At 66.6% G+C, this 17,711-nt stretch carries 16 protein-coding genes, 1 tRNA gene and 1 pseudogene; 7 read left to right on the top strand and 11 right to left on the bottom strand.

Annotated elements, in window-relative coordinates; translation table 11 throughout:
- Positions 1-26: 26 nt before the first annotated feature.
- Together ACSLGO_RS08045 and ACSLGO_RS08050 are read right to left on the bottom strand one after the other, a co-directional pair.
- The gene (locus ACSLGO_RS08045) at positions 27-1,184 is read right to left on the bottom strand and encodes a site-2 protease family protein (RefSeq protein ID WP_091604829.1); all 1,158 of its coding nucleotides are present in this window, start codon (positions 1,182-1,184) and stop codon (positions 27-29) included.
- Positions 1,181-1,903, bottom strand: a complete 723-nt coding sequence (locus ACSLGO_RS08050; protein ID WP_277664380.1) for an HAD family hydrolase — start codon at positions 1,901-1,903, stop codon at positions 1,181-1,183. The genes ACSLGO_RS08045 and ACSLGO_RS08050 overlap by 4 nt, the downstream gene beginning before the upstream one ends.
- A 102-nt stretch (positions 1,904-2,005) precedes the next feature.
- Between ACSLGO_RS08050 and ACSLGO_RS08055 the strand changes: the two genes are divergently transcribed.
- Entirely contained in the window at positions 2,006-2,887 is an 882-nt protein-coding gene (locus ACSLGO_RS08055) for a PAC2 family protein (protein ID WP_226802448.1), read from the top strand.
- Positions 2,888-2,928: 41 nt separating this feature from the next.
- Here ACSLGO_RS08055 and mshC read toward each other — a convergent pair whose 3' ends face one another.
- The 3 genes and pseudogenes from mshC to ACSLGO_RS08070 all read right to left on the bottom strand — a co-directional run.
- On the bottom strand, positions 2,929-4,215 hold the full coding sequence (gene mshC / locus ACSLGO_RS08060; RefSeq protein ID WP_436400867.1) for a cysteine--1-D-myo-inosityl 2-amino-2-deoxy-alpha-D-glucopyranoside ligase: 1,287 nt from the start codon (positions 4,213-4,215) through the stop codon (positions 2,929-2,931).
- A 60-nt stretch (positions 4,216-4,275) separates the two neighbouring features.
- Positions 4,276-5,100, bottom strand: coding sequence for an undecaprenyl-diphosphate phosphatase (locus ACSLGO_RS08065; RefSeq protein WP_091604838.1), 825 nt, complete (start codon positions 5,098-5,100; stop codon positions 4,276-4,278).
- A 178-nt stretch (positions 5,101-5,278) separates the two neighbouring features.
- Positions 5,279-5,524, bottom strand: a pseudogene (locus tag ACSLGO_RS08070) (hypothetical protein); the annotation flags it as partial.
- A gap of 41 nt (positions 5,525-5,565) precedes the next feature.
- On the opposite strand from ACSLGO_RS08070, the gene ACSLGO_RS08075 reads away from it, so the two are divergent.
- The gene (locus ACSLGO_RS08075) at positions 5,566-5,799 is read left to right on the top strand and encodes a DUF5703 family protein (protein WP_091605923.1); all 234 of its coding nucleotides are present in this window, start codon (positions 5,566-5,568) and stop codon (positions 5,797-5,799) included.
- A gap of 17 nt (positions 5,800-5,816) precedes the next feature.
- Here ACSLGO_RS08075 and ACSLGO_RS08080 read toward each other — a convergent pair whose 3' ends face one another.
- Together ACSLGO_RS08080 and ACSLGO_RS08085 are read right to left on the bottom strand one after the other, a co-directional pair.
- Positions 5,817-6,971 (bottom strand): acyl-CoA dehydrogenase family protein, encoded by a 1,155-nt coding sequence (locus tag ACSLGO_RS08080; protein ID WP_436400870.1) that lies wholly within the window; start codon positions 6,969-6,971, stop codon positions 5,817-5,819.
- 38 nt (positions 6,972-7,009) lie between these two features.
- The gene (locus tag ACSLGO_RS08085; protein ID WP_436400872.1) at positions 7,010-8,311 is read right to left on the bottom strand and encodes a M20/M25/M40 family metallo-hydrolase; all 1,302 of its coding nucleotides are present in this window, start codon (positions 8,309-8,311) and stop codon (positions 7,010-7,012) included.
- A gap of 199 nt (positions 8,312-8,510) precedes the next feature.
- Between ACSLGO_RS08085 and ACSLGO_RS08090 the strand changes: the two genes are divergently transcribed.
- The 4 genes from ACSLGO_RS08090 to ACSLGO_RS08105 all read left to right on the top strand — a co-directional run bounded on the left by ACSLGO_RS08090 (position 8,511) and on the right by ACSLGO_RS08105 (position 12,032).
- A tRNA-Leu gene (locus ACSLGO_RS08090) sits at positions 8,511-8,594 on the top strand.
- A gap of 153 nt (positions 8,595-8,747) precedes the next feature.
- Entirely contained in the window at positions 8,748-10,046 is a 1,299-nt protein-coding gene (locus tag ACSLGO_RS08095) for a hemolysin family protein (protein WP_419242711.1), read from the top strand.
- Between the two features lie 107 nt (positions 10,047-10,153).
- Complete coding sequence (locus ACSLGO_RS08100; RefSeq protein WP_436400874.1) at positions 10,154-11,632, top strand: APC family permease; 1,479 nt, start codon at positions 10,154-10,156, stop codon at positions 11,630-11,632.
- Entirely contained in the window at positions 11,625-12,032 is a 408-nt protein-coding gene (locus ACSLGO_RS08105) for a universal stress protein (RefSeq protein WP_091604850.1), read from the top strand. Before ACSLGO_RS08100 ends, ACSLGO_RS08105 begins: the two co-directional genes overlap by 8 nt.
- Here ACSLGO_RS08105 and ACSLGO_RS08110 read toward each other — a convergent pair.
- The 4 genes from ACSLGO_RS08110 to ACSLGO_RS08125 are packed head-to-tail and all read right to left on the bottom strand — an operon-like array spanning position 12,016 to position 16,881.
- Positions 12,016-13,266: a kynureninase gene (locus ACSLGO_RS08110; protein WP_091604853.1), complete on the bottom strand. Its 1,251-nt coding sequence runs from the start codon at positions 13,264-13,266 to the stop codon at positions 12,016-12,018. The two genes, ACSLGO_RS08105 and ACSLGO_RS08110, sit on opposite strands and share 17 nt — an antisense overlap.
- Positions 13,267-13,289: 23 nt before the next feature.
- Positions 13,290-14,210: a MaoC family dehydratase gene (locus tag ACSLGO_RS08115; protein WP_091604856.1), complete on the bottom strand. Its 921-nt coding sequence runs from the start codon at positions 14,208-14,210 to the stop codon at positions 13,290-13,292.
- On the bottom strand, positions 14,207-15,547 hold the full coding sequence (locus tag ACSLGO_RS08120) for a 3-oxoacyl-ACP reductase (protein WP_436400877.1): 1,341 nt from the start codon (positions 15,545-15,547) through the stop codon (positions 14,207-14,209). The genes ACSLGO_RS08115 and ACSLGO_RS08120 overlap by 4 nt, the downstream gene beginning before the upstream one ends.
- Before the next feature lie 2 nt (positions 15,548-15,549).
- Entirely contained in the window at positions 15,550-16,881 is a 1,332-nt protein-coding gene (locus tag ACSLGO_RS08125; protein ID WP_091604862.1) for an acetyl-CoA C-acetyltransferase, read from the bottom strand.
- A 79-nt stretch (positions 16,882-16,960) separates the two neighbouring features.
- Here ACSLGO_RS08125 and ACSLGO_RS08130 point away from each other — a divergent pair, with 79 nt between their 5' ends.
- Positions 16,961-17,707, top strand: a complete 747-nt coding sequence (locus ACSLGO_RS08130; RefSeq protein ID WP_091604866.1) for a TetR/AcrR family transcriptional regulator — start codon at positions 16,961-16,963, stop codon at positions 17,705-17,707.
- Positions 17,708-17,711: the final 4 nt, after the last annotated feature.

Below are 17,711 nucleotides of genomic sequence, written 5' to 3' on the forward strand. Positions count from 1 at the left end.
CTTGTCTGGTCTGTCTGGCTGGTGCCTCAGGCGCGGCGGTTGGGTGTCCTGCCGGTGATGGCGGCTACCACGGTGTCCTGGCGCAGAAGGCCCACTACGGTGCCTTCGCGGTTGATGACTGCGTACTCGCTGCCTTCAAGCTTGGAGAGGTACGCAATGAGTTCCTGGCCGCTGGCGGCGTCCGGAACATAGGCGCCGGGCGCCAGTGCGCGGGCGACGGCGCTGGCCGGTGTCTGGCCCGAGAGGTGTTCCGGTACGGCGAAGAGGGCTCCTGCGTCCACCACGGCCTCCGGCTGCCCGGTGGGAGCCGTGAGGATGATTGCCGTACCAGGCCCGGCTGCTTCCGCCGCCTGGCGGACGTAGCTGACCGTTGCTGCGGCGGGGACCTGGGCTGCCGGTTCCATAAGGGCCGCGGCGGAAACCGACGGCAGGCGCATCCGCATCCGTGCATTGCTGATGGATGCCCCGGCCCCCATCCACAGGAACCCGGACACCACGGCCGTGATCAGCAGCAGGCCGAAGTCGGGAGTCCTGCCCTGGAGGAACGGGGGAACGATGATGGCCGCCGCCAGTGCGGCGGCGATGATCCGGCCGGCCCAGCCAGCGGCGAGCGTCCCGCGGTCCTGGCTTCCGGTTGCCTTCCAGACAATCGTCTCCACGATCCTGCCGCCGTCCAGGGGAAGCCCCGGTAGAACGTTGAAGATGGCCACCAGGAAGTTGGCCCACACGAAGATGTCCGCCAGCAGCCAGGACACGGTGCCCGGCTCCAGGAACACCAGCAGGCCGAGTCCCGCCACAGCGAGCAGGAAGTTTGCCGCCGGGCCGGCCAGTGCGACGACGAGGGACTTCCCCGGGGTGGCGCGGACATCGCCGAACTGGGTGTGCCCGCCCCACAGGGTCAGCACGATCCGCGGTGTTGGCCAGTTCCAGGCCTTCGCTGTGAGCGCGTGGGCGAGCTCATGCACCAGGACCGAGAACAGAAGCAGCAGCGCGTAGCCCAGTGCAACGCCGTAGGCGGCCGCAGTGCCGAGCCCGGAAACTGCCCCGGCGACCCGGGGGCCGAAGAGGAAAACGATCACCGCGGCGATGACGAACCAGGACCAGGCAAGGGTTACCGGGACTCCGCCGATTCTGCCCAGCGGAATGCCTTCGCTGCGCTGTTTCCGCGTTGGATCCTGGGTCAACGTGCCGCTCCTTCCCACGATGAGACCAGGGCTTCCAGGTCCCGGACACTCCGGCCTTCCAAGGTGTCCCATTGGATACGCCGAGGGTCTGCCGGAAGGGCGGTGATATGCGGAACGGCTACAGCGCACAATCCGGCCGCATGTGCCGAGGTATATCCCGGGTAGGAGTCTTCCAGCGCGGCACAACGCGCCTTGGACAGGCCGGGCACCTCTGCTGAAAGCTGGTCGAAGGCCAGCTGGTACGGGTCCGGGTGCGGTTTGCCGCGTTCGGTCATCTCTCCGGTCACGAGCAGCCGGAAGGTGCCCGCCGGGAGCTGCTCGGCGATGATCTGTGCCAGGAGGCGGGGAGACATGGTGACCATCGCGCAGGGAATTCCGGCCGTTGCCAGTTCTTCCAGGAGCTCGCGCGCGCCGGGGCGCCAGGGGACCTGCCGCCGAATGTGTACGGCCACAGCATCAGTGAGAGCCCCGATGACTCCCTCCACGGTGAGGCGCACCCCGGCCTGCTGGAGGCGCCGGGCCGAATACGGAAGCGCCTGCCCCACAGACTCGATGGCGTCCTCGTCGGTCCAGGTTCCGCCGTGCTGCCGCGCCAGGTCCTTCTCTGCCTGGATCCAGTACGGCTCGGTGTCCACGATCGTTCCGTCCAGGTCCCAGAACACGGCCTGCAGCGCAGGTGCGGGTCCGTCGGGCAGGACGGGAATTCCAGGCAGGGGCATAACGCCAGTCTACGGGGCGGGGCGCCGGATCCTCGCGCAGCGCCCGGGCTCCGGCGGCGCGCGGGACTGACAGTGCGCAGCGGGGGGGCATAAGGTGAAATCGTGAGTTATACCGAAAATGGCCCGGCAGCAGGCCTCCAGGACTTCTTCGCCGGTGGAACCGGTGAACGGGTAACCGTGATGCTGGCTGCCTTCGAAGGCTGGAATGACGCCGGAGAAGCGGCGTCGGACGCCCTGAACTTCCTGTCGCTGTACTGGGACAGCGAGAAGATCGCCGGGATCGACGCCGACGAGTACTACGACTTCCAGTTCACTCGTCCGGCGATCGAGCGCACCACCTCCGGCAAGCGGCGCATCAAGTGGCCCACCACACGGATTTCGCGTGCAGAAGTGCCCGGGTCCAACCTGGACCTCATCCTGGTAACCGGCGTCGAGCCGTCATACAAGTGGCGGGCGTACACGGCAGAGCTGATCGGGCTGGCCAAAGAACTCGACGTCGATTGCCTCGTGCTGGCAGGCGCGCTTCTGGCGGACGTGCCGCACACGCGGCCCATTCCCGTCACCGCAACCTGCGAGGAAGAGGACCTGCGCGCCCATCTCGATGTTGAACCGTCAGAGTACGAGGGCCCGATTGGCATTGTGGGAGTCCTGGCCGAGGTGGCCGCGCTGGCGGACATCCCCACGCTTTCACTCTGGGCAGCAGTACCCCACTACGTAGGCCAGCCGCCGTCGCCCAAGGCACAGCTGGCCCTGCTGCACCGGATCGAAGAGCTCCTGCAGGTTCCCGTGGACACGTCGGTGCTCACCGAGGAAGCGGAAGCCTGGGAACGCGGAGTGGATGAACTCGCCACCGAGGATCCGGAGATCGCCGCCTATGTCCGGCAGCTGGAAGAAGCGAAGGACACTGCCGAGCTTCCCGAGGCAACCGGCGAATCGATTGCCAGGGAGTTCGAGCGCTACCTGAAGCGACGCCGCCGGGACTAGCTGTGGCGCGGTGCCGCCCGGTTGCCGGCACCGCACCTTCGCTAGCGGAGGGTAATGCCCAGCAGGGCGTCGAAGGCAGCTGCGGCCAGGTCCGCCCCGGAGCCGGCTGATGCCGCCGGTTCGGAGAGTGGAAGGCGTGCGGCCCATTCATCGGCGGCGGCCAGTGCCGCCGGTGCGTTCAGGTCATCGGCGAGGCAGAGCCGGAAGCGGCTGAGGAGATCCTCGGCGGCCTGGACGTCGGTGAGGGCCAGAGCCTGGCGGTAACGGCTGAGCCGTTCCTCGGAGCGCGCCAGGTCCCCGGCCGTCCAGAACCAGTCCGAACGGTAGTGGTGTCCGGCCAGGGTGAGTCGGATAGCCGCCGGGTCGACTCCCTCGGCACGCAGTTTCGAGACCAGCACCAGGTTGCCCAGGGACTTGCTCATCTTTTCCCCGTCCAGCCCTACCATGCCTGCGTGGGCGTAGTGCTCGGCCAGGGGTTCACCCGAGCAGGCCCAGGCGTGTCCGGCGCTCATTTCGTGGTGCGGGAAGACGAGGTCCGATCCCCCCGCCTGCACCGTGAACGGCGCGGGCAGGAACCGTCGGGCGATGACTGAGCACTCAATGTGCCAGCCGGGCCGTCCGTCACCAAGGGCGCCGCCGGGCCACTGCGGTTCGCCCGGGCGGGCCACCCGCCACAACAGGGCATCCAGGGGATTGCGCTTGCCGGGACGTTCCGGGTCTCCGCCGCGTTCGGCAAACACGGGCATCATTTGTTCCGGGGTCAGGTTTGACACCTGTCCAAGCCACCACGCGTCGCTGCCGTCCGCGGGCATTGCCGCGGCGGCGTCGACGGAGAAGTACACATCGCCGTCGGGCTCCTGGCCGGTGCCGGGAACACGGTAGGCGATGCCCCGCTCCAGGAGGTCTTCAACCACCGGAACGATCCATTCGATCGATTCGACGGCGCCGATGTAGCTGCGCGGCGCCAGCACGTTGAGGGCTTCCATGTCTTCCCGGAAGAGCTGCGTCTGTTCCTTGGCCAGGATGGTCCAGTCAACACCGGTGGCGTTCGCGCGCTCCAGGAGCGGATCGTCGATGTCCGTGACGTTCTGCACGTAGTTCACGGTGTGACCGGCGTCCCGCCACTGGCGGTTCAGCAGGTCGAACGCTACGTAGGTTGCCGCATGGCCCATGTGGGTTGCGTCGTAGGGGGTAATTCCGCAGACATAAAGCCCGGCCTCGGGGCCCGGAGTCACGGGGACGGTGCGGCGCAGCGCTGTGTCGAAAAGGACCAGTTCCGGGGACTGGCCGGGCAGTTCGGGAAGGGGGCGGGAGTTCCAGGCGATCACGTATTCACTCTACTTACTTGGCAGGCTTGGTTCATTTCGCGGCGGACGGGGCCGGCGGTGTCAGGGCTGCAGGACGCCGAAGGCCAGGGCGATGTAAATCGCGACGCCGAGTCCGATGCGGTACCAGACGAACAGCTGGTAGCTGCGCGTGGAAACGTACCGCAGGAACCAGCCAATGATGACGAACCCAACAACAAAAGCCACGACGGTGGCCAGCGCGGTTTCGGCGCCGCCGTACGGGCCGGTATCGCCCCAGGACTTCGCCAGCTGGTAGAGGCCGCTGCCGAAGACGGCCGGTATAGCCAGGAGAAAGGCGTAGCGGGCTGCTGCTTCACGGGTGTAGCCCATGAGCAGGCCTGCCGTGATGGTTCCGCCCGAGCGGGAGACGCCCGGGATGAGGGCCAGTGCCTGGGCGAAGCCGTAGAGGATGCCGTGCTTGTAGGTGAGCTGGTCCAGCGTGCGCTGCTGCTTCCCGACGGCGTCCGCTACCGCCAGGATCACACCGAAGACGATGAGCATGGTCGCGACGATCCACAGGCTGCGGAAGGTTGATTCAATCTGGTCCTGGAACAGGAGGCCAAGGATCACAATGGGCAGGGTTCCCACGATGATCAGCCAGCCCATCCGGGCATCGGGGTCTGAGCGGGGCACCCGTCCGGCGAGGGAGCCGAACCAGGCCTTGACGATCCGGACAATGTCTTTCCAGAAGTACACGGCCACGGCGGTCTCCGTGCCCAGCTGGGTAATAGCCGTGAAGGCCGCCCCCGGGTCCTGGGCTCCGGGAAGGAGTTCCCCGGCGATGCGCAGGTGGGCGCTGGAGGAAATCGGCAGGAACTCTGTCAGGCCTTGCAGAAAGCCCAGAAAAATTGCTTCGAACCAGTTCACCCTACGACTCTAGGGCACACCCGGCCCACGTTCCGCCAGGCAGGGCCGCGGCCGGTGCCGGCTAGCGGTCGCTCCGCGTGTGCGGGTAGGGGGACCGGCTGCCGGCCGTGCCGTCCTCGGCATCATCCGGCTCGGAGCCGTACGCCACGCCGTCGACGCCGAAGTCCGGTCTGCGCAGGAGCTCCTCGTCCTCGTCCAGCAGGTCCTCGTCGACTTCTTCTTCGTCGTCGTAGATCTCCAGCGGAGTCACCTCGCCGTAGGCGTCGTACAGGACCTCCTCGTAGACTTCGAACGCGTCGGCGATGGCCAGGTACGCGTCCTCTACGGCCGGATCCTTTTCTCCGCGGCGTGCGGCGGCAGCAGCGAGGTGCTCTTCGAAGGCAGCGACCAGGGACTGGAGTGCAACGCGCGGATCTATGGTCATGGACTAGACGTTAGCCCCAAAGGAGGCAAAATGGGATGGAAATGCGAGAACAAATTCTGAGACCGGACGTCTCGTTCAAGACCGCTCCCGCCAAGGACTATGAGTATCTGGTCCTCTCCGTAGGGCCCCATGAGTCGCTTCCCGATGCCCGGAGGCTCATCACAGACCACGCCGAATACGGCAAGTGGGAACTGCAGCGAACCCGCATTTACCGCGGAGGTACCCACCGGTACTGGCTGCGGCGCAAGATCATGCGGGTAACGCGCACCGCCTAGCGCACGTACTGTGCAGGCTACTGTCCGTCCACCGGCCCCAGTACTGCCCTGGCCATCGAGTCATGGGCCGAGTCTTCGCTGGAGGGATGGAACATTCCGGCGAGGACATCGCGGTAGAGGCGTTCGATCTCGCTGCCCCTGAAGTAGCCTGCTCCCCCGGCCACCTGCATGGCTGTCTCCACGATGCCGCGGGCGGTGTCGGTGGTTCGCAGTTTGAGGCCGGAGAGCCGCGGGAACCAGAAGGGGCCGTGGTCGGTACCGGACTCAAGGTCGCGTGCCACGGCGTCGAGCTGGAGGATCGCCCCGTCGAGGCGGATGGCGGCGTCGGCCACCCGCCAGCGCGTGTGCGGATCGAGGGACGCGGGCTCACCCTGGACGCGCCGCTTCCCCGCGGCCTCTGCGGCCAGGTCCAGCGCGCGCCCGGCAAGCCCTGCGTAGACGGCGGAAAGCAGGGTTTCGAAGAGGCTGAAAATACCGAACACAAAGGCATCCGCATGCGGTCCAACGGGAGTGTGCCGCACTATCCGCGCGGCCGGAACCACGGCCTCCTCCAGCAGGGTGGTCCGGGACTGGGAGGCGCGCATTCCCATGGTGTTCCAGTCGTCTAGCGCGCTGATGCCTGCCGTGCTGCGGTCCGCGAAGCCGAAAACCAGCCGCGGTTCCTCCTCACTGGAACTGTCCTTGCCGAAGATGCCCAGCCTGGTCCAGGCCGGGGACAGGCTGGTGAAGATCTTGCGGCCGGTAAACGCGTACCCGCCGCCGTCCTGCGGGACGGCGGCGGTCTTCGAGTCGAAGAGGACCGCCGGGTTGCCGGGTTCGGAAATGCCGAACGCGAACAGTTCCCCCTGGGCGGCTTCCTCGAGGACGAAGGAGAGCGAGTCATCCCCGCCGCGTGCCAGCAGGTGGGCGACGCCGCACCAGACCAGGTGCATGTTCACGGCCAGCGCGGTGGCCGGGGCCGCAGACGCCAGCCGGCGCTGGCACTTCACGACGGCGGGAATGTCCAGGCCGGACCCGCCCTGCTCCACCGGGGTGAACAGCGCCAGGTAGCCTGCGCTGCGGAGGTCGTCCAGGTCCTCGGCAAAGAAGGAGTTGTCCCGGTCATAGCGTGCTGCACGTCCGCGCAGCGTCTCCAGGAGGTCCGGCGGCAGGATTTCTTCAGGGGACGTCAAAGCAGCTTCCTTTCAGTTGGCGGGGGCCGGGCCGGAACCTACGATCCGCGCAGCAGCCGGCCCAGGACGCGGGTTCCGAACCTGAGGGACTCAACCGGGACACGCTCGTCCACGCCGTGGAACATGCCCGTAAAGTCCAGGTCCTCGGGCAGGCGCAGCGGCGCGAAACCGTAGCCGGTGATGCCCAGCCGGGACAGCGACTTGTTGTCGGTGCCGCCGGAGAGCGTGTACGGGAGTACCGGAGCGCCGGGATCTTCGGCCTGGAGTGCTGCCACCATCGAGTCGACGAGGTTCCCGGTGAAGGGAACTTCAAGTGAAACGTCCTTGTGTTCGTAGCTTACGTCTATGCCCTCGCCCGCCAGCGACTTCACGATTTCCAGCAGCTGTTCCTCCTGGCCGGGAAGGGTTCGGGCGTCGATGAACGCTTCTGCCGTGCCCGGAATGACGTTGTGCTTGTAGCCGGCTTCCAGGAGCGTCGGGTTGGCGGTGTTCTGCAGCGTCGCGCCCACAAAACGGGCAACCGTGCCCAGTTCGGCCAGGAGCTTCTCCGGATTCTCCGGATCGAATTCGACGCCGGTGAGTTCGGTGACCCCGTCAAGGAACGCACGGGTGGTATCCGTCAGTTCGATAGGCCACTCATAGGAGCCGATGCGTGAGACGGCGCCGGCCAGGCGGGTAACCGCATTGTCCGTGTTGATCTGGGAACCGTGCCCGGCCCTCCCATGTGCCTTGAGGCGCAGCCAGGAGATTCCCTTCTCCGCGGTCTGCAGGAGGTAGGTGCGGCGTCCGCCAATGGTCGCCGAGAACCCTCCCACTTCGGAAATGGCTTCGCTGGCGCCTTCGAACAGCTCAGGCCGGTTTTCGACGGCCCATCCGGCTCCATAGCTGCCGCCGGCTTCCTCATCGGCGAAGAAGGCGAAGATGATGTCCCGGCGGGGCCGGGTTCCGGTGCGTGCCATCTCCCGCATGACCGCCAGGATCATGGCGTCCATGTCCTTCATGTCCACCGCGCCGCGGCCCCAGATCAGTCCGTCCAGTTCCTCGCCGCTGAACGGGTCCACACTCCAGTCCTGCTTCTGCGCCGGCACTACGTCCAGGTGCCCGTGGACCACCAGTGCGGGCAGCGAAGAGTCCGTGCCGGCCATCCGGGTGACAACGGATGCGCGTCCGGGCGCGGATTGGAAGACGTCGGCTTCGAGGCCCACCTCTTCGATGAGGGCGGCAACGTACTCTGCCGCCTTGCGCTCGCCCGGCCCGGACCCGTCGCCGTAGTTGGAGGTGTCGATGCGGATCAGGTCCCGGCAGATGCGGGCGACTTCGTCTTCGGCGCGGATGCTCATGGGGCTCTCTCCTTGCTGGGCAGCTTTACGGCCCAGCCTAGCCACCTTGGACCGTTTCGGCGGATCTTTGTTCCGGCCCATGTCCCGTAACACTCGGGCCCGAAATGCCCGATTCGTTGTTCTCGTGGAAACCGTGTTAGAGTTTTTCTCGTTGCAAACGAAGAAACGGAATAAAAAACGCTCTTCGGAAGACACCTAAGCGCGGGTGGCGGAATGGCAGACGCGCTAGCTTGAGGTGCTAGTCCTCTTATTGAGGGTGGGGGTTCAAGTCCCCCTCCGCGCACAACTGATGGTCCTCACATCAACGAACACCCCGGTCCCTGGACCGGGGTGTTTTTGTTTCCCCGACGTCCTTCCGTTACTGGTGTGTATCTGCTTCCAACAACCTCGCCCGCCTGCTGCTGTGGCCCGGACCCGCGGTTGATACCCTCGCACTATGGACGGCAGCGGGTTACTGAACGTCATACTGGTGCTCTTCTTCATCCTGCTTGGTGGTTTGTTTGCGGGCGCGGAGATGGCACTTGTGTCCCTGCGAGAGGGACAGATCCTCCGCTTGGAGGCTTCCGGGCGCAGGGGCGCCAAAATCGCAGCCCTGGCCCGCAACCCGAACCTGTTCCTGTCAGCGATCCAGATCGGCGTGACCCTCTCCGGCTTCTTCTCAGCTGCATACGGGGCCTCCGCCCTTGCCCCTGCCGTGTCCCCCGTGCTGGAAGGCTGGGGGCTGAACGCCGCAGCAGCGCAGACGTCGGCGTTCATTGCCATGACCCTGGTTGTTGCCTACCTGTCCCTGGTGTTCTCGGAGCTTGTACCCAAACGTCTTGCGATGCAGAACGCCGAAGGATTTGTCCGGGCCCTTGCCCCGCCGCTTTCGGTGTTTGCCGCCGTGATGCGTCCGGTCATCAAGCTGCTCTCAGTCTCGACCAACGGCGTCGTACGTGCCCTGGGCGGTGACCCTAACCTGAAGAGCGTTCCGATCTCCCAGCAGGAGCTCCTGGAGATGGTGAAGGCGAGTCCGGTCCTGGCCGATGAGAGCCGGAGCATCCTCGCTGACGTTTTCGGGGCCGGCCAGCGGCTGCTGCAGGAGGTGATGCGGCCCCGGCCGCAGGTCCGGTTTCTCCAGGCCAGCCTGAGCGTGGCAGAGGCGCGAGCAGCAGTCCATCTCCTGCCCTACTCGCGGTATCCGGTGATTGCTGACTCGCCGGACGATGTCCTGGGCTTCGTCCACGTCCGGGACCTGCTTGGCCAGGACCCGGTGGCTGCCGGGCAGACCCGGCTCAGCGCGATCCTGCGTCCAATCCTCTTCCTCCCCGGCACCGCCACCGTACTGCCCACCCTGACCCGGATGCGCAGGGAGAACAGCCACATCGCCGTCGTTGCTGACGAATACGGCGGAACCGACGGGATAGTTACCCTCGAGGACCTCGTAGAGGAACTGGTCGGTGAAATCTACGACGAATATGACACGGGCAAGGACCCGGAGGACCAGCACCGGGCAATGGAGGGCGAACTGGTTGTTGACGGAGGCCTGATCCTGCAGGAGTTCGACCGGCTTACCGGAATCCAGCTGCCTGAAGGGCAGTATGAGACCGTGGCGGGCTACATTCTGGACCGGCTGGGGCGGATGGCGGTGCCGTCGGATACCGTGGCGGCGCCCGGCGGCAGGCTCCGGGTCCTTGAGGTTGAGCACCACCGGATCCGTTCGGTTCGGGTGATTCCCGACGCCGGTGCAGGCTAGCCGCGCCTGTTCCGCACCACCGGGACACGCGGCGATTCAGGATGCGGGGAGGGTAAATGTCCCCGGTGCATTGCAGGGCGGCAGACTGCGGGCGCAGAATACCGGGCATGAGTGCACCCGGAACAGGCGAGGGGAAGACTGCCAGCGGCGTGCCGCAGTCCGGCAGCGGTCCGCAGCTGAAGCGGGTGATGGGCACCAAGCTCCTGCTGCTGTTTATTATCGGTGACATCCTTGGCACCGGTGTGTATGCCCTGACCGGGCGGATCGCCGGCGAGATCGGCGGGGCCGCCTGGGCGCCCATTCTCATCGCCTTCGCCGTGGCTACCATTACTGCACTTTCCTACCTGGAACTGGTCACCAAGTATCCGCAGGCGGCAGGCGCGGCGCTCTACACGCACAAGGCCTTCGGAATCCACTTCGTCACCTTCCTCGTGACCTTCGCGGTCCTGTGCTCCGGGATTACTTCGGCGTCTACGGCAGCGAAGTTCCTGGCCGAGAACTTCCTGGTTGGCTTCGGCCTCGGCTGGGGACAGTTCGGCGTCACGGCGATCGCCGTCGGGTTCATGGTCCTGCTGGCCCTGATCAACCTGCGCGGGGTGGGCGAAAGCATCAAGTTCAATGTGTTCCTCACCGTCGTCGAGCTCACCGGACTGCTGATTGTGATTGGCATCGGCTTCTGGGCCATGGGGCAGGGCAACGTGGACTTTTCCCGCACGGTGGTCTTTGAGACGGAGAGCGGCAAGTCGATTTTCCTGGCCTTGACGGCAGCGACGTCCCTCGCCTTCTTCTCGATGGTCGGATTCGAAGACAGCGTGAACATGGCGGAAGAAACAAGGGATCCGGCACGCATCTTTCCCAAGGTGATGCTCACGGGACTGGGGATCACGGTGTTCATCTACCTGCTGGTCTCCGTGGCCGCCGTGGCAGTCGTCCCGGTGGGACAGCTTGCCGAAAGCCAGACGCCCCTGCTCGAGGTGGTGCAGGCAGGTGCCCCCGACTTCCCCATTGACGTCTTCTATCCGTTCCTGTCCATCTTCGCGGTCGCGAATACGGCGCTGATCAACATGCTCATGGCCAGCCGCCTGCTCTACGGGATGTCCAAGCAGGAGGTCCTGCCGCGCCCCCTGGCGCTGGTCCTGCCCGGCCGCCGGACACCGTGGGCCTCGATTGTGTCCACTACGCTGATCGCCGTCGGCGTTATTGTCCTGGTGACCAACGCCATGGGACCGGATACCGTTTCAGCCCTTGGCGGCACCACTGCCCTGCTGCTGCTGTGCGTCTTCACCGTGGTGAATGTTGCCTGCCTCGTTTTGCGGAAGTCTCCGCCGGACCCCGTGGAGGGCGAGGACGTGGAGGACGGTGGCGCCGGACGGAAGACGTTCCGCTCCCCCGGCATCATGCCCTGGATCGGCGCGCTGAGCTGCGCGTTCCTGGTTGGGCCATGGGCCCAGGACCCCATTGAGTATTCAATTGCGGGAATCCTGCTCGCGATTGGCGTGGTGCTGTGGTTCTTCACCTGGCTCTGGAACCGCGGAGTCAAGGCCAAGCGCACCCGCTTTACAGACCCGGAGGAGCTCCATGGCTAGCGTGATTGTTGGATACGTCCCCGCGCCGGAAGGCGCCGCAGCCCTGGACCACGCCCGCCGCGAGGCCGACCTTTCCAAGAACAGGCTGGTGATCGTCAGCGTCCGCACAACGGGGCGGGGACTTGGCCACGGGCACGGCCACGAAGACGCCTCGGATGAACTCGAGAGGATTGCCGGTGAACTCGAAGCCTCGGGCTCGGACTTTATGGTGATTCATCCGGAGGGCGACTACGACCCGGCGGACGAGATTCTCTCCGCGGCCGCCCTGAACGACGGCCAGCTGATCGTCGTCGGTCTGCGCCACCGCACACCGGTGGGAAAGCTCATCCTGGGCAGCACCGCCCAGCGGGTGCTGCTGGAGGCGCCCTGCCCGGTGCTCTGCGTCAAGGCCGGGCAGTAGCGCCCAGCCCGGCAGCTACCGCCTCGATGCCGGTCCGGGTTTCCTCGAAGGACGTGGAGAGCGGTGAGAGGCCCAGCCGGATGCCGTTCGGATTCCGGTAGTCCGGAATCACGCCCTGCTCCCACAGGCGGGCAGTAACGTCCCGGGACAGCGGATGGTCAATGGTGATGTGGCTGCCGCGCAGGGCCGGGTCCCGGGGAGACGCGAGGACGGCCCCCAGCGGGGCAAGGAGTTCGTCAAAGGCTTCGACGGCGAAGGACGTTAGCTGCACGGACTTCTGCCGCACTGCGTCCATGCCGGCTTCGGCAATGAGCCCAATCATGTCCTGCATGGCGAGCATGCCCAGGATGGGCGGCGTTCCGGAGACAACCCGCTGGATGCCGGCTGCGGGAACGAACTCCCGGCCCATGCCGAAGGGATCCCCCGCCCCGAGCCAGCCGCGGATGGGCTGGTTGAAGTCCGCCAGGTGACGGGAGGCGACGTAGGCCCATGCGGGAGCTCCGGGGCCGCCGTTCAGGTATTTGTAGCTGCAGCCGGCCGCGTAATCAACATTCCAGGCATCCAGTTCGGCGGGCACGGAACCGGCGGAGTGGCACAGGTCCCAGAGGACCCGTCCCCCGGCGCGGTGGACCACGTCGGTGATCGCAGGGACGTCTGCGGCGAACCCGGAACGGTAGGCAACGTGGCTGAGCACCACAAGCGCGGTCTGCGGGCCCACGGCACTGGCTACCGCTTCCGGGGTGACGCCGCCGTCGTACTCCGCCTCGACCCAGCGAAGGGTCATGCCGCATTCTGCTGCGATGCCCTCCATGACGTAGCGGTCCGTGGGGAAGTTGTCCCGGTCCAGGACAATTTCATTCCGGACCCCGTCGCCTGAGACGGCTGCCACCGCAGCGCGGGCCAGCTTGTAGAGCAGGACGGTGGTTGAATCGGCGACCACACATTGTCCGGCCGCCGCGCCGAGCACGTGCTCCCCCAGCTGGTCACCGATCTGCCGGGGAAGCGCGAGCCAGCCCTCGTCCCAGCCCCGGATGAGGCGGCCGCCCCACTGGTGGCGCACAAAGTCGTTCAGGCGCTCTAGGGTGGCGGCCAGCGGCCGGCCGAGTGAGTTGCCGTCCAGATAGGCCGGAACACCGGCGTCGTCGTGGCCCAGGAACCGCTTCCGCAGTCCGGCCAGCGGATCAGCGGAGTCGAGTTCCCGGGCACGGACAGACAGGCGCGAAGTTGTTTCCATGGCGGGAACTTTAGCAGCGGCTCCTAGGCTCCGGCGGGTTGTGTCCCGGCGTCCAGCGGACGTGCCCAGCCGTGGAAGTGGCGGCGCCGGCTGCGCTGGTTCCACCCGGCGAAGGTGGTGGTACCGCGCTCCCCCGGGCTGCCGGATTCGGAGATGCGGATGCTGACCGTTGCCGGCAGGAAGACCGGTGATTCAAACTCGATGTTCCACTCGAACGGTTCCTGCATGGCGGGGCCCGTTTCACCTACTACCCGCGAAGCCATGTACATGCCGTGGGCAATCGAACGCTTCAGGCCCAGGGCCTTGGCCGAGAGCGCACTGAGGTGGATCGGGTTGAAGTCGCCGGAAACGCGGGCGTAGTTGCGTCCCGCGTCCGGGCCCAGCCGCCATTGGGCAGTGGGATTCGGCGGGACGAACTCCGGCCGGGGACCCGGAGCAGCAGGACGGTCGAACCGCGGAAGGAAGACTCCCTTGGCCAGGTAGACCGAACGCCCCGTCCATACCAGTTCATCCCCGGAACGGACCTCGGCAACCAGATCTACCTGCGTGCCGGCACGGTGGCCGGCGAGGTTCTCCGCCCACGCCGTCACGGACAGCGGTTCAGCGTAGTGGATGGGCCGCAGGTGCTGCACCTCGTTGCGCAGGTGGACCAGGCCCAGCAGCGGCAGCGGGAAGTCCTCCCGGGCCATCACGCTCATCGCAACCGGAAATGCAAACGTGTGCACGTAGCCCGAGGGCAGGGTGTCCTGTGCGCTGTGCAGGACCAGCCGCTGGAAATTGGTCAGGTTCTCCAGGTCAACCCGGGCCCGCTGCACGGTGTGCCGGGCGGACGGAAGGGTCTTCGGTGCTGCGGCGGAGGAAAGGCGGCTGCGCGCGGCGTTCGATGCAGCGGTGAGGTACAGCCGTCCAAGCGCCGGTATGGCTTCGAGTTCCTGGACGCTCATGCCCCCACCATATTCTGTCCGCACACCCGCAGCACCTGGCCATTGACGCCTGCTGCGGCGTCGGAGGCGAGGAACGCAATGGCCTCGGCAACGTCAACCGGCTTGCCGCCCTGCTGCAGGCTCGAAAGCCGCCGTGCAACCTGGCGGGTCAGCGCAGGCATCCGGGCCGTCATGTCCGTTTCAATGAACCCGGGGGCGACGGCGTTGATGGATCCGCCGCGCGGCGCGAGCAGCGCAGCCGTGGCCCGCACCATGCCGATGATCCCGGCCTTGGACGCAGCGTAGTTGGTCTGTCCGCGGTTTCCCGCGATGCCGCTGGTGGAAGCCAGGGAGACGATCCGCCCATCGGGGCTGAAGGTCTCCGATTCCAGGAAACGCTCGTTCATCCGCAGCTGTGAGGCGACATTCACGGCAATGACGGAGTCCCAGCGGGACGCATCCATGTTGGCCAGCAGCTTGTCCCGCGTGATACCGGCGTTGTGGATGACAATGTCCAGCTTGCCGTAGCGCTCGGCGGCATGGGCCAGGATCCTGTCCGCCGCGTCGTCGCGGGTGATGTCCACCTGCAGTGCGGTGCCGTGGATTTCATTTGCGACGGCGGCAAGCTGCTCACCGGCGGCCGGCACGTCCACCACAATCACGTTGGCGCCTTCGCGGTGGAGGACGCGGGCAATCGAGGCGCCGATGCCGCGTGCGGCACCGGTGACGACGGCGGTCTTGCCCGCCAGTGAGGCGTTCCAGTCCTCCGGCAGCTGCCCGGCGTCGGACCCGACGGTGATGAACTGGCCGCTGACGTAGGCACTGCGTCCCGAGAGCAGGAAGTGCAGGGCGGCAGCAACGGACGGTGCCGCCGCTCCGGTCCCGTTGGCCAGCACGATTCCGTTGGCGGTCGCACCGCCGCGCAGCTCGTGGGCCAGCGAACGCAGCGTGCCGTCTACGCCCTGGCGCGCGGCGGCCGCGGCAGGATCCTGGGCCTCGGAGGCCGGACGGGAGACGGTGACCACCCGTCCGCCCGGTGCCAGGTCCCGCAGGCTGGCTCCGGCGTCCAGGCTGACGGCGCCCAGGTCTTCGGGACCAGAGGCTTCGTCAAGCACCATCAGGATGGCACCGAGCTTCTCCTTGGGCGTCGCGTGCCTCCGCACGTCCTGCTGCCAGGAGAGCAGCAGCGACGCCAGGGTGTCTGCGCTTTCGCCCTTTCCCAGGACCAGGACCGGGCCCGGAACCAGCGGCTTGGACGGATCGAAGCGGCGCAGCACGGCGGGACGGGGCAGGCCGAGCTTCTTGGCAATCTCCTTGGTGATGCCTGAATTGACGAGGGTCAGGTAGGTATCCGTCATGGTCAGCGTGCCTCCAGGATCGCTACGAGGCCCTGGCCGCCGGCAGCGCAGACGGAGATCAGGCCGCGGCCGGAACCCTTTTCGGCGAGCATCTTGGCAAGGGAAGCAACAATGCGCCCGCCGGTTGCGGCAAACGGGTGGCCGGCGGCAAGGGAAGAGCCATTGACATTGAGCTTGCTTCGGTCGATGCTGCCCAGCGGTCCCTCGAGTCCAAGGCGGGTGCGGCAGAACTCGTCGTCCTCCCAGGCGGCGAGCGTGCTCAGGACCGTGCCGGCAAAAGCTTCGTGGATCTCGAAGAAGTCGAAGTCGGCGAAGGTCAGGCCGTTTCGTGCCAGCAGGCGCGGTACTGCAAAGGCGGGTGCCATCAGCAGGCCGTCGCGGCCATGGACGAAGTCCACGGCGCCGGCTTCCGCATCGACGATGTTCGCGAGCATGGGCAGGTCATTGGCCCGTGCATAGTCCTCGGAACCGAGCAGGACCACGGAGGCCCCGTCGGTTAGCGGCGTTGAGTTGCCGGCCGTCATGGTGGCTTCGTCGCCCAGGGAGCGGCCGAAGACCGGCTTGAGCTTGGCGAGCTTCTCCAGCGAGGCGTCAGCGCGGAGGTTCGAGTCCCGGGACAGGCCGCGGTAGGGGGTGATCAGGTCATCGAAGAAACCGCGGTCGTAGGCGGCAGCAAGGTTGCGGTGGCTGTTGTAGGCCAGCTCGTCCTGGCTTTCGCGGGTGATCTTCCACTGGGCGGTGGTCAGCGCCTGGTGCTCCCCCATGGAGAGGCCGGTGCGCGGCTCACCCGTGGTGGGTGCGTTCGGTGCCAGGTCCCGGGGGCGGATCTTCGCGATGGCAGCGAGCTTTTGCTTGGTGGACCGTGCGCGGGACAGGTCCAGCAGTGCGCGGCGCAGGCCTTCGCTCACGGCAATCGGGGCATCCGAGGCGGAGTCCACGCCGCCGGCAATTCCGGATTCGAGCTGGCCCAGCTTGATCTTGTTGGCGAGGGAGACGACGGTTTCGAGTCCGGTGGCGCAGGCCTGCTGGACGTCGTAGGCCGGGGTTTCGGGCGAAAGGGCAGATCCGAGGACGGCCTCACGGGTGAGGTTGAAGTCACGGGAGTGCTTCAGGACAGCACCGGCAGCGACGGCGCCGATTCTCTCATCCTGCAGTCCGAAACGTGCCACGAGTCCGTCCAGCGCAGCGGTCAGCATGTCCTGGTTGGAGCTGTGTGCGTAGGCGCCGCCGGAGCGCGCGAAGGGGATGCGGTTGCCGCCAATAACGACGGCGTTGCGGACGGCGGGTCCGGCGCCGGGGGCGGGTGCCGGGGCGGACGTGGATTGTGCAGCCATTCGAGCGTCTCCTTGGGGGATCAATATGTGACAGGAATTACTGTAACCCACCGTACCTGATACGCTGGGTATCGTGAACATGGCAGTGAAACAAGACACACCCTCCCCGGACGGGCGCTCCGTCCGCTGGGAGGCGCACCGCATCGAACGCCGCAGTGCCTTGATTAAGGCCGCCCGCCGTGCAGTCCACACGCTGGGTGCGCAGGCTTCCATGGAGGAAATTGCCGCAGCTTCCGGAACCTCCAAGTCTGTGTACTACCGGTACTTCGGAGACAAATCCGGGCTGCAGCAGGCCATGGGCGAGGTGGTCATCAACCAGATGCAGGACAAAATCCTGGCTGCCGGCCGCAGTGCGGACTCCCCGCGGTCCGGACTCCGGGCGATGGTCTCCGCTTACCTCCAGATGGCACAGACCTCCCCCAACGTGTACGCCTTCGTCACCGGCAGCGCGGGAGAAGCCCCCGGCACGAGCGAGCCGGGCGTCGCCGTCGCGCTCTCCGATTTCTTCGCCAACATCAGCGCAATGATGGACCACGCCGTGCAGGCATATCTTGAGGGCCACGGAACCCGTTCCCTGACCCAGGCCGCCGCCGCCTTCTGGCCCAGCGCCGCGCTCGGCATGGTCCGGGCCGCCGGTGAGCGCTGGCTTGCCGCGCCTGCCCAGGACCGGCCTTCCGAAGCCGAGATGACGGACCAGCTCACCGCCTGGCTGTTTGACGGAATCGGCTGGGACTCCCCCGGCCGCCAGGCCCGCGAAACCTCTTCACCCACCACTGCGCCCGGAAGCAGCGGAATATCCTCCGCAGCGCCGAACGCCGACCAGTAAGGAC

This window comes from Arthrobacter sp. IK3 (genome assembly GCF_051337705.1).
Taxonomy (GTDB): domain Bacteria; phylum Actinomycetota; class Actinomycetes; order Actinomycetales; family Micrococcaceae; genus Arthrobacter_B; species Arthrobacter_B koreensis.

Excerpts from the sequence above, each read along its gene's own strand:
- ACSLGO_RS08050 (WP_277664380.1), bottom strand. The coding sequence starts at position 1,903 with ATGCCCCTGCCTGGAATTCCCGTCCTGCCCGACGGACCCGCACCTGCG.
- ACSLGO_RS08075 (WP_091605923.1), top strand. The coding sequence starts at position 5,566 with ATGCGAGAACAAATTCTGAGACCGGACGTCTCGTTCAAGACCGCTCCC.
- ACSLGO_RS08085 (WP_436400872.1), bottom strand. The coding sequence starts at position 8,311 with ATGAGCATCCGCGCCGAAGACGAAGTCGCCCGCATCTGCCGGGACCTG.
- ACSLGO_RS08095 (WP_419242711.1), top strand. The coding sequence starts at position 8,748 with ATGGACGGCAGCGGGTTACTGAACGTCATACTGGTGCTCTTCTTCATC.
- ACSLGO_RS08100 (WP_436400874.1), top strand. The coding sequence starts at position 10,154 with ATGAGTGCACCCGGAACAGGCGAGGGGAAGACTGCCAGCGGCGTGCCG.
- ACSLGO_RS08105 (WP_091604850.1), top strand. The coding sequence starts at position 11,625 with ATGGCTAGCGTGATTGTTGGATACGTCCCCGCGCCGGAAGGCGCCGCA.
- ACSLGO_RS08110 (WP_091604853.1), bottom strand. The coding sequence starts at position 13,266 with ATGGAAACAACTTCGCGCCTGTCTGTCCGTGCCCGGGAACTCGACTCC.
- ACSLGO_RS08115 (WP_091604856.1), bottom strand. The coding sequence starts at position 14,210 with ATGAGCGTCCAGGAACTCGAAGCCATACCGGCGCTTGGACGGCTGTAC.
- ACSLGO_RS08120 (WP_436400877.1), bottom strand. The coding sequence starts at position 15,547 with ATGACGGATACCTACCTGACCCTCGTCAATTCAGGCATCACCAAGGAG.
- ACSLGO_RS08125 (WP_091604862.1), bottom strand. The coding sequence starts at position 16,881 with ATGGCTGCACAATCCACGTCCGCCCCGGCACCCGCCCCCGGCGCCGGA.
- ACSLGO_RS08130 (WP_091604866.1), top strand. The coding sequence starts at position 16,961 with ATGGCAGTGAAACAAGACACACCCTCCCCGGACGGGCGCTCCGTCCGC.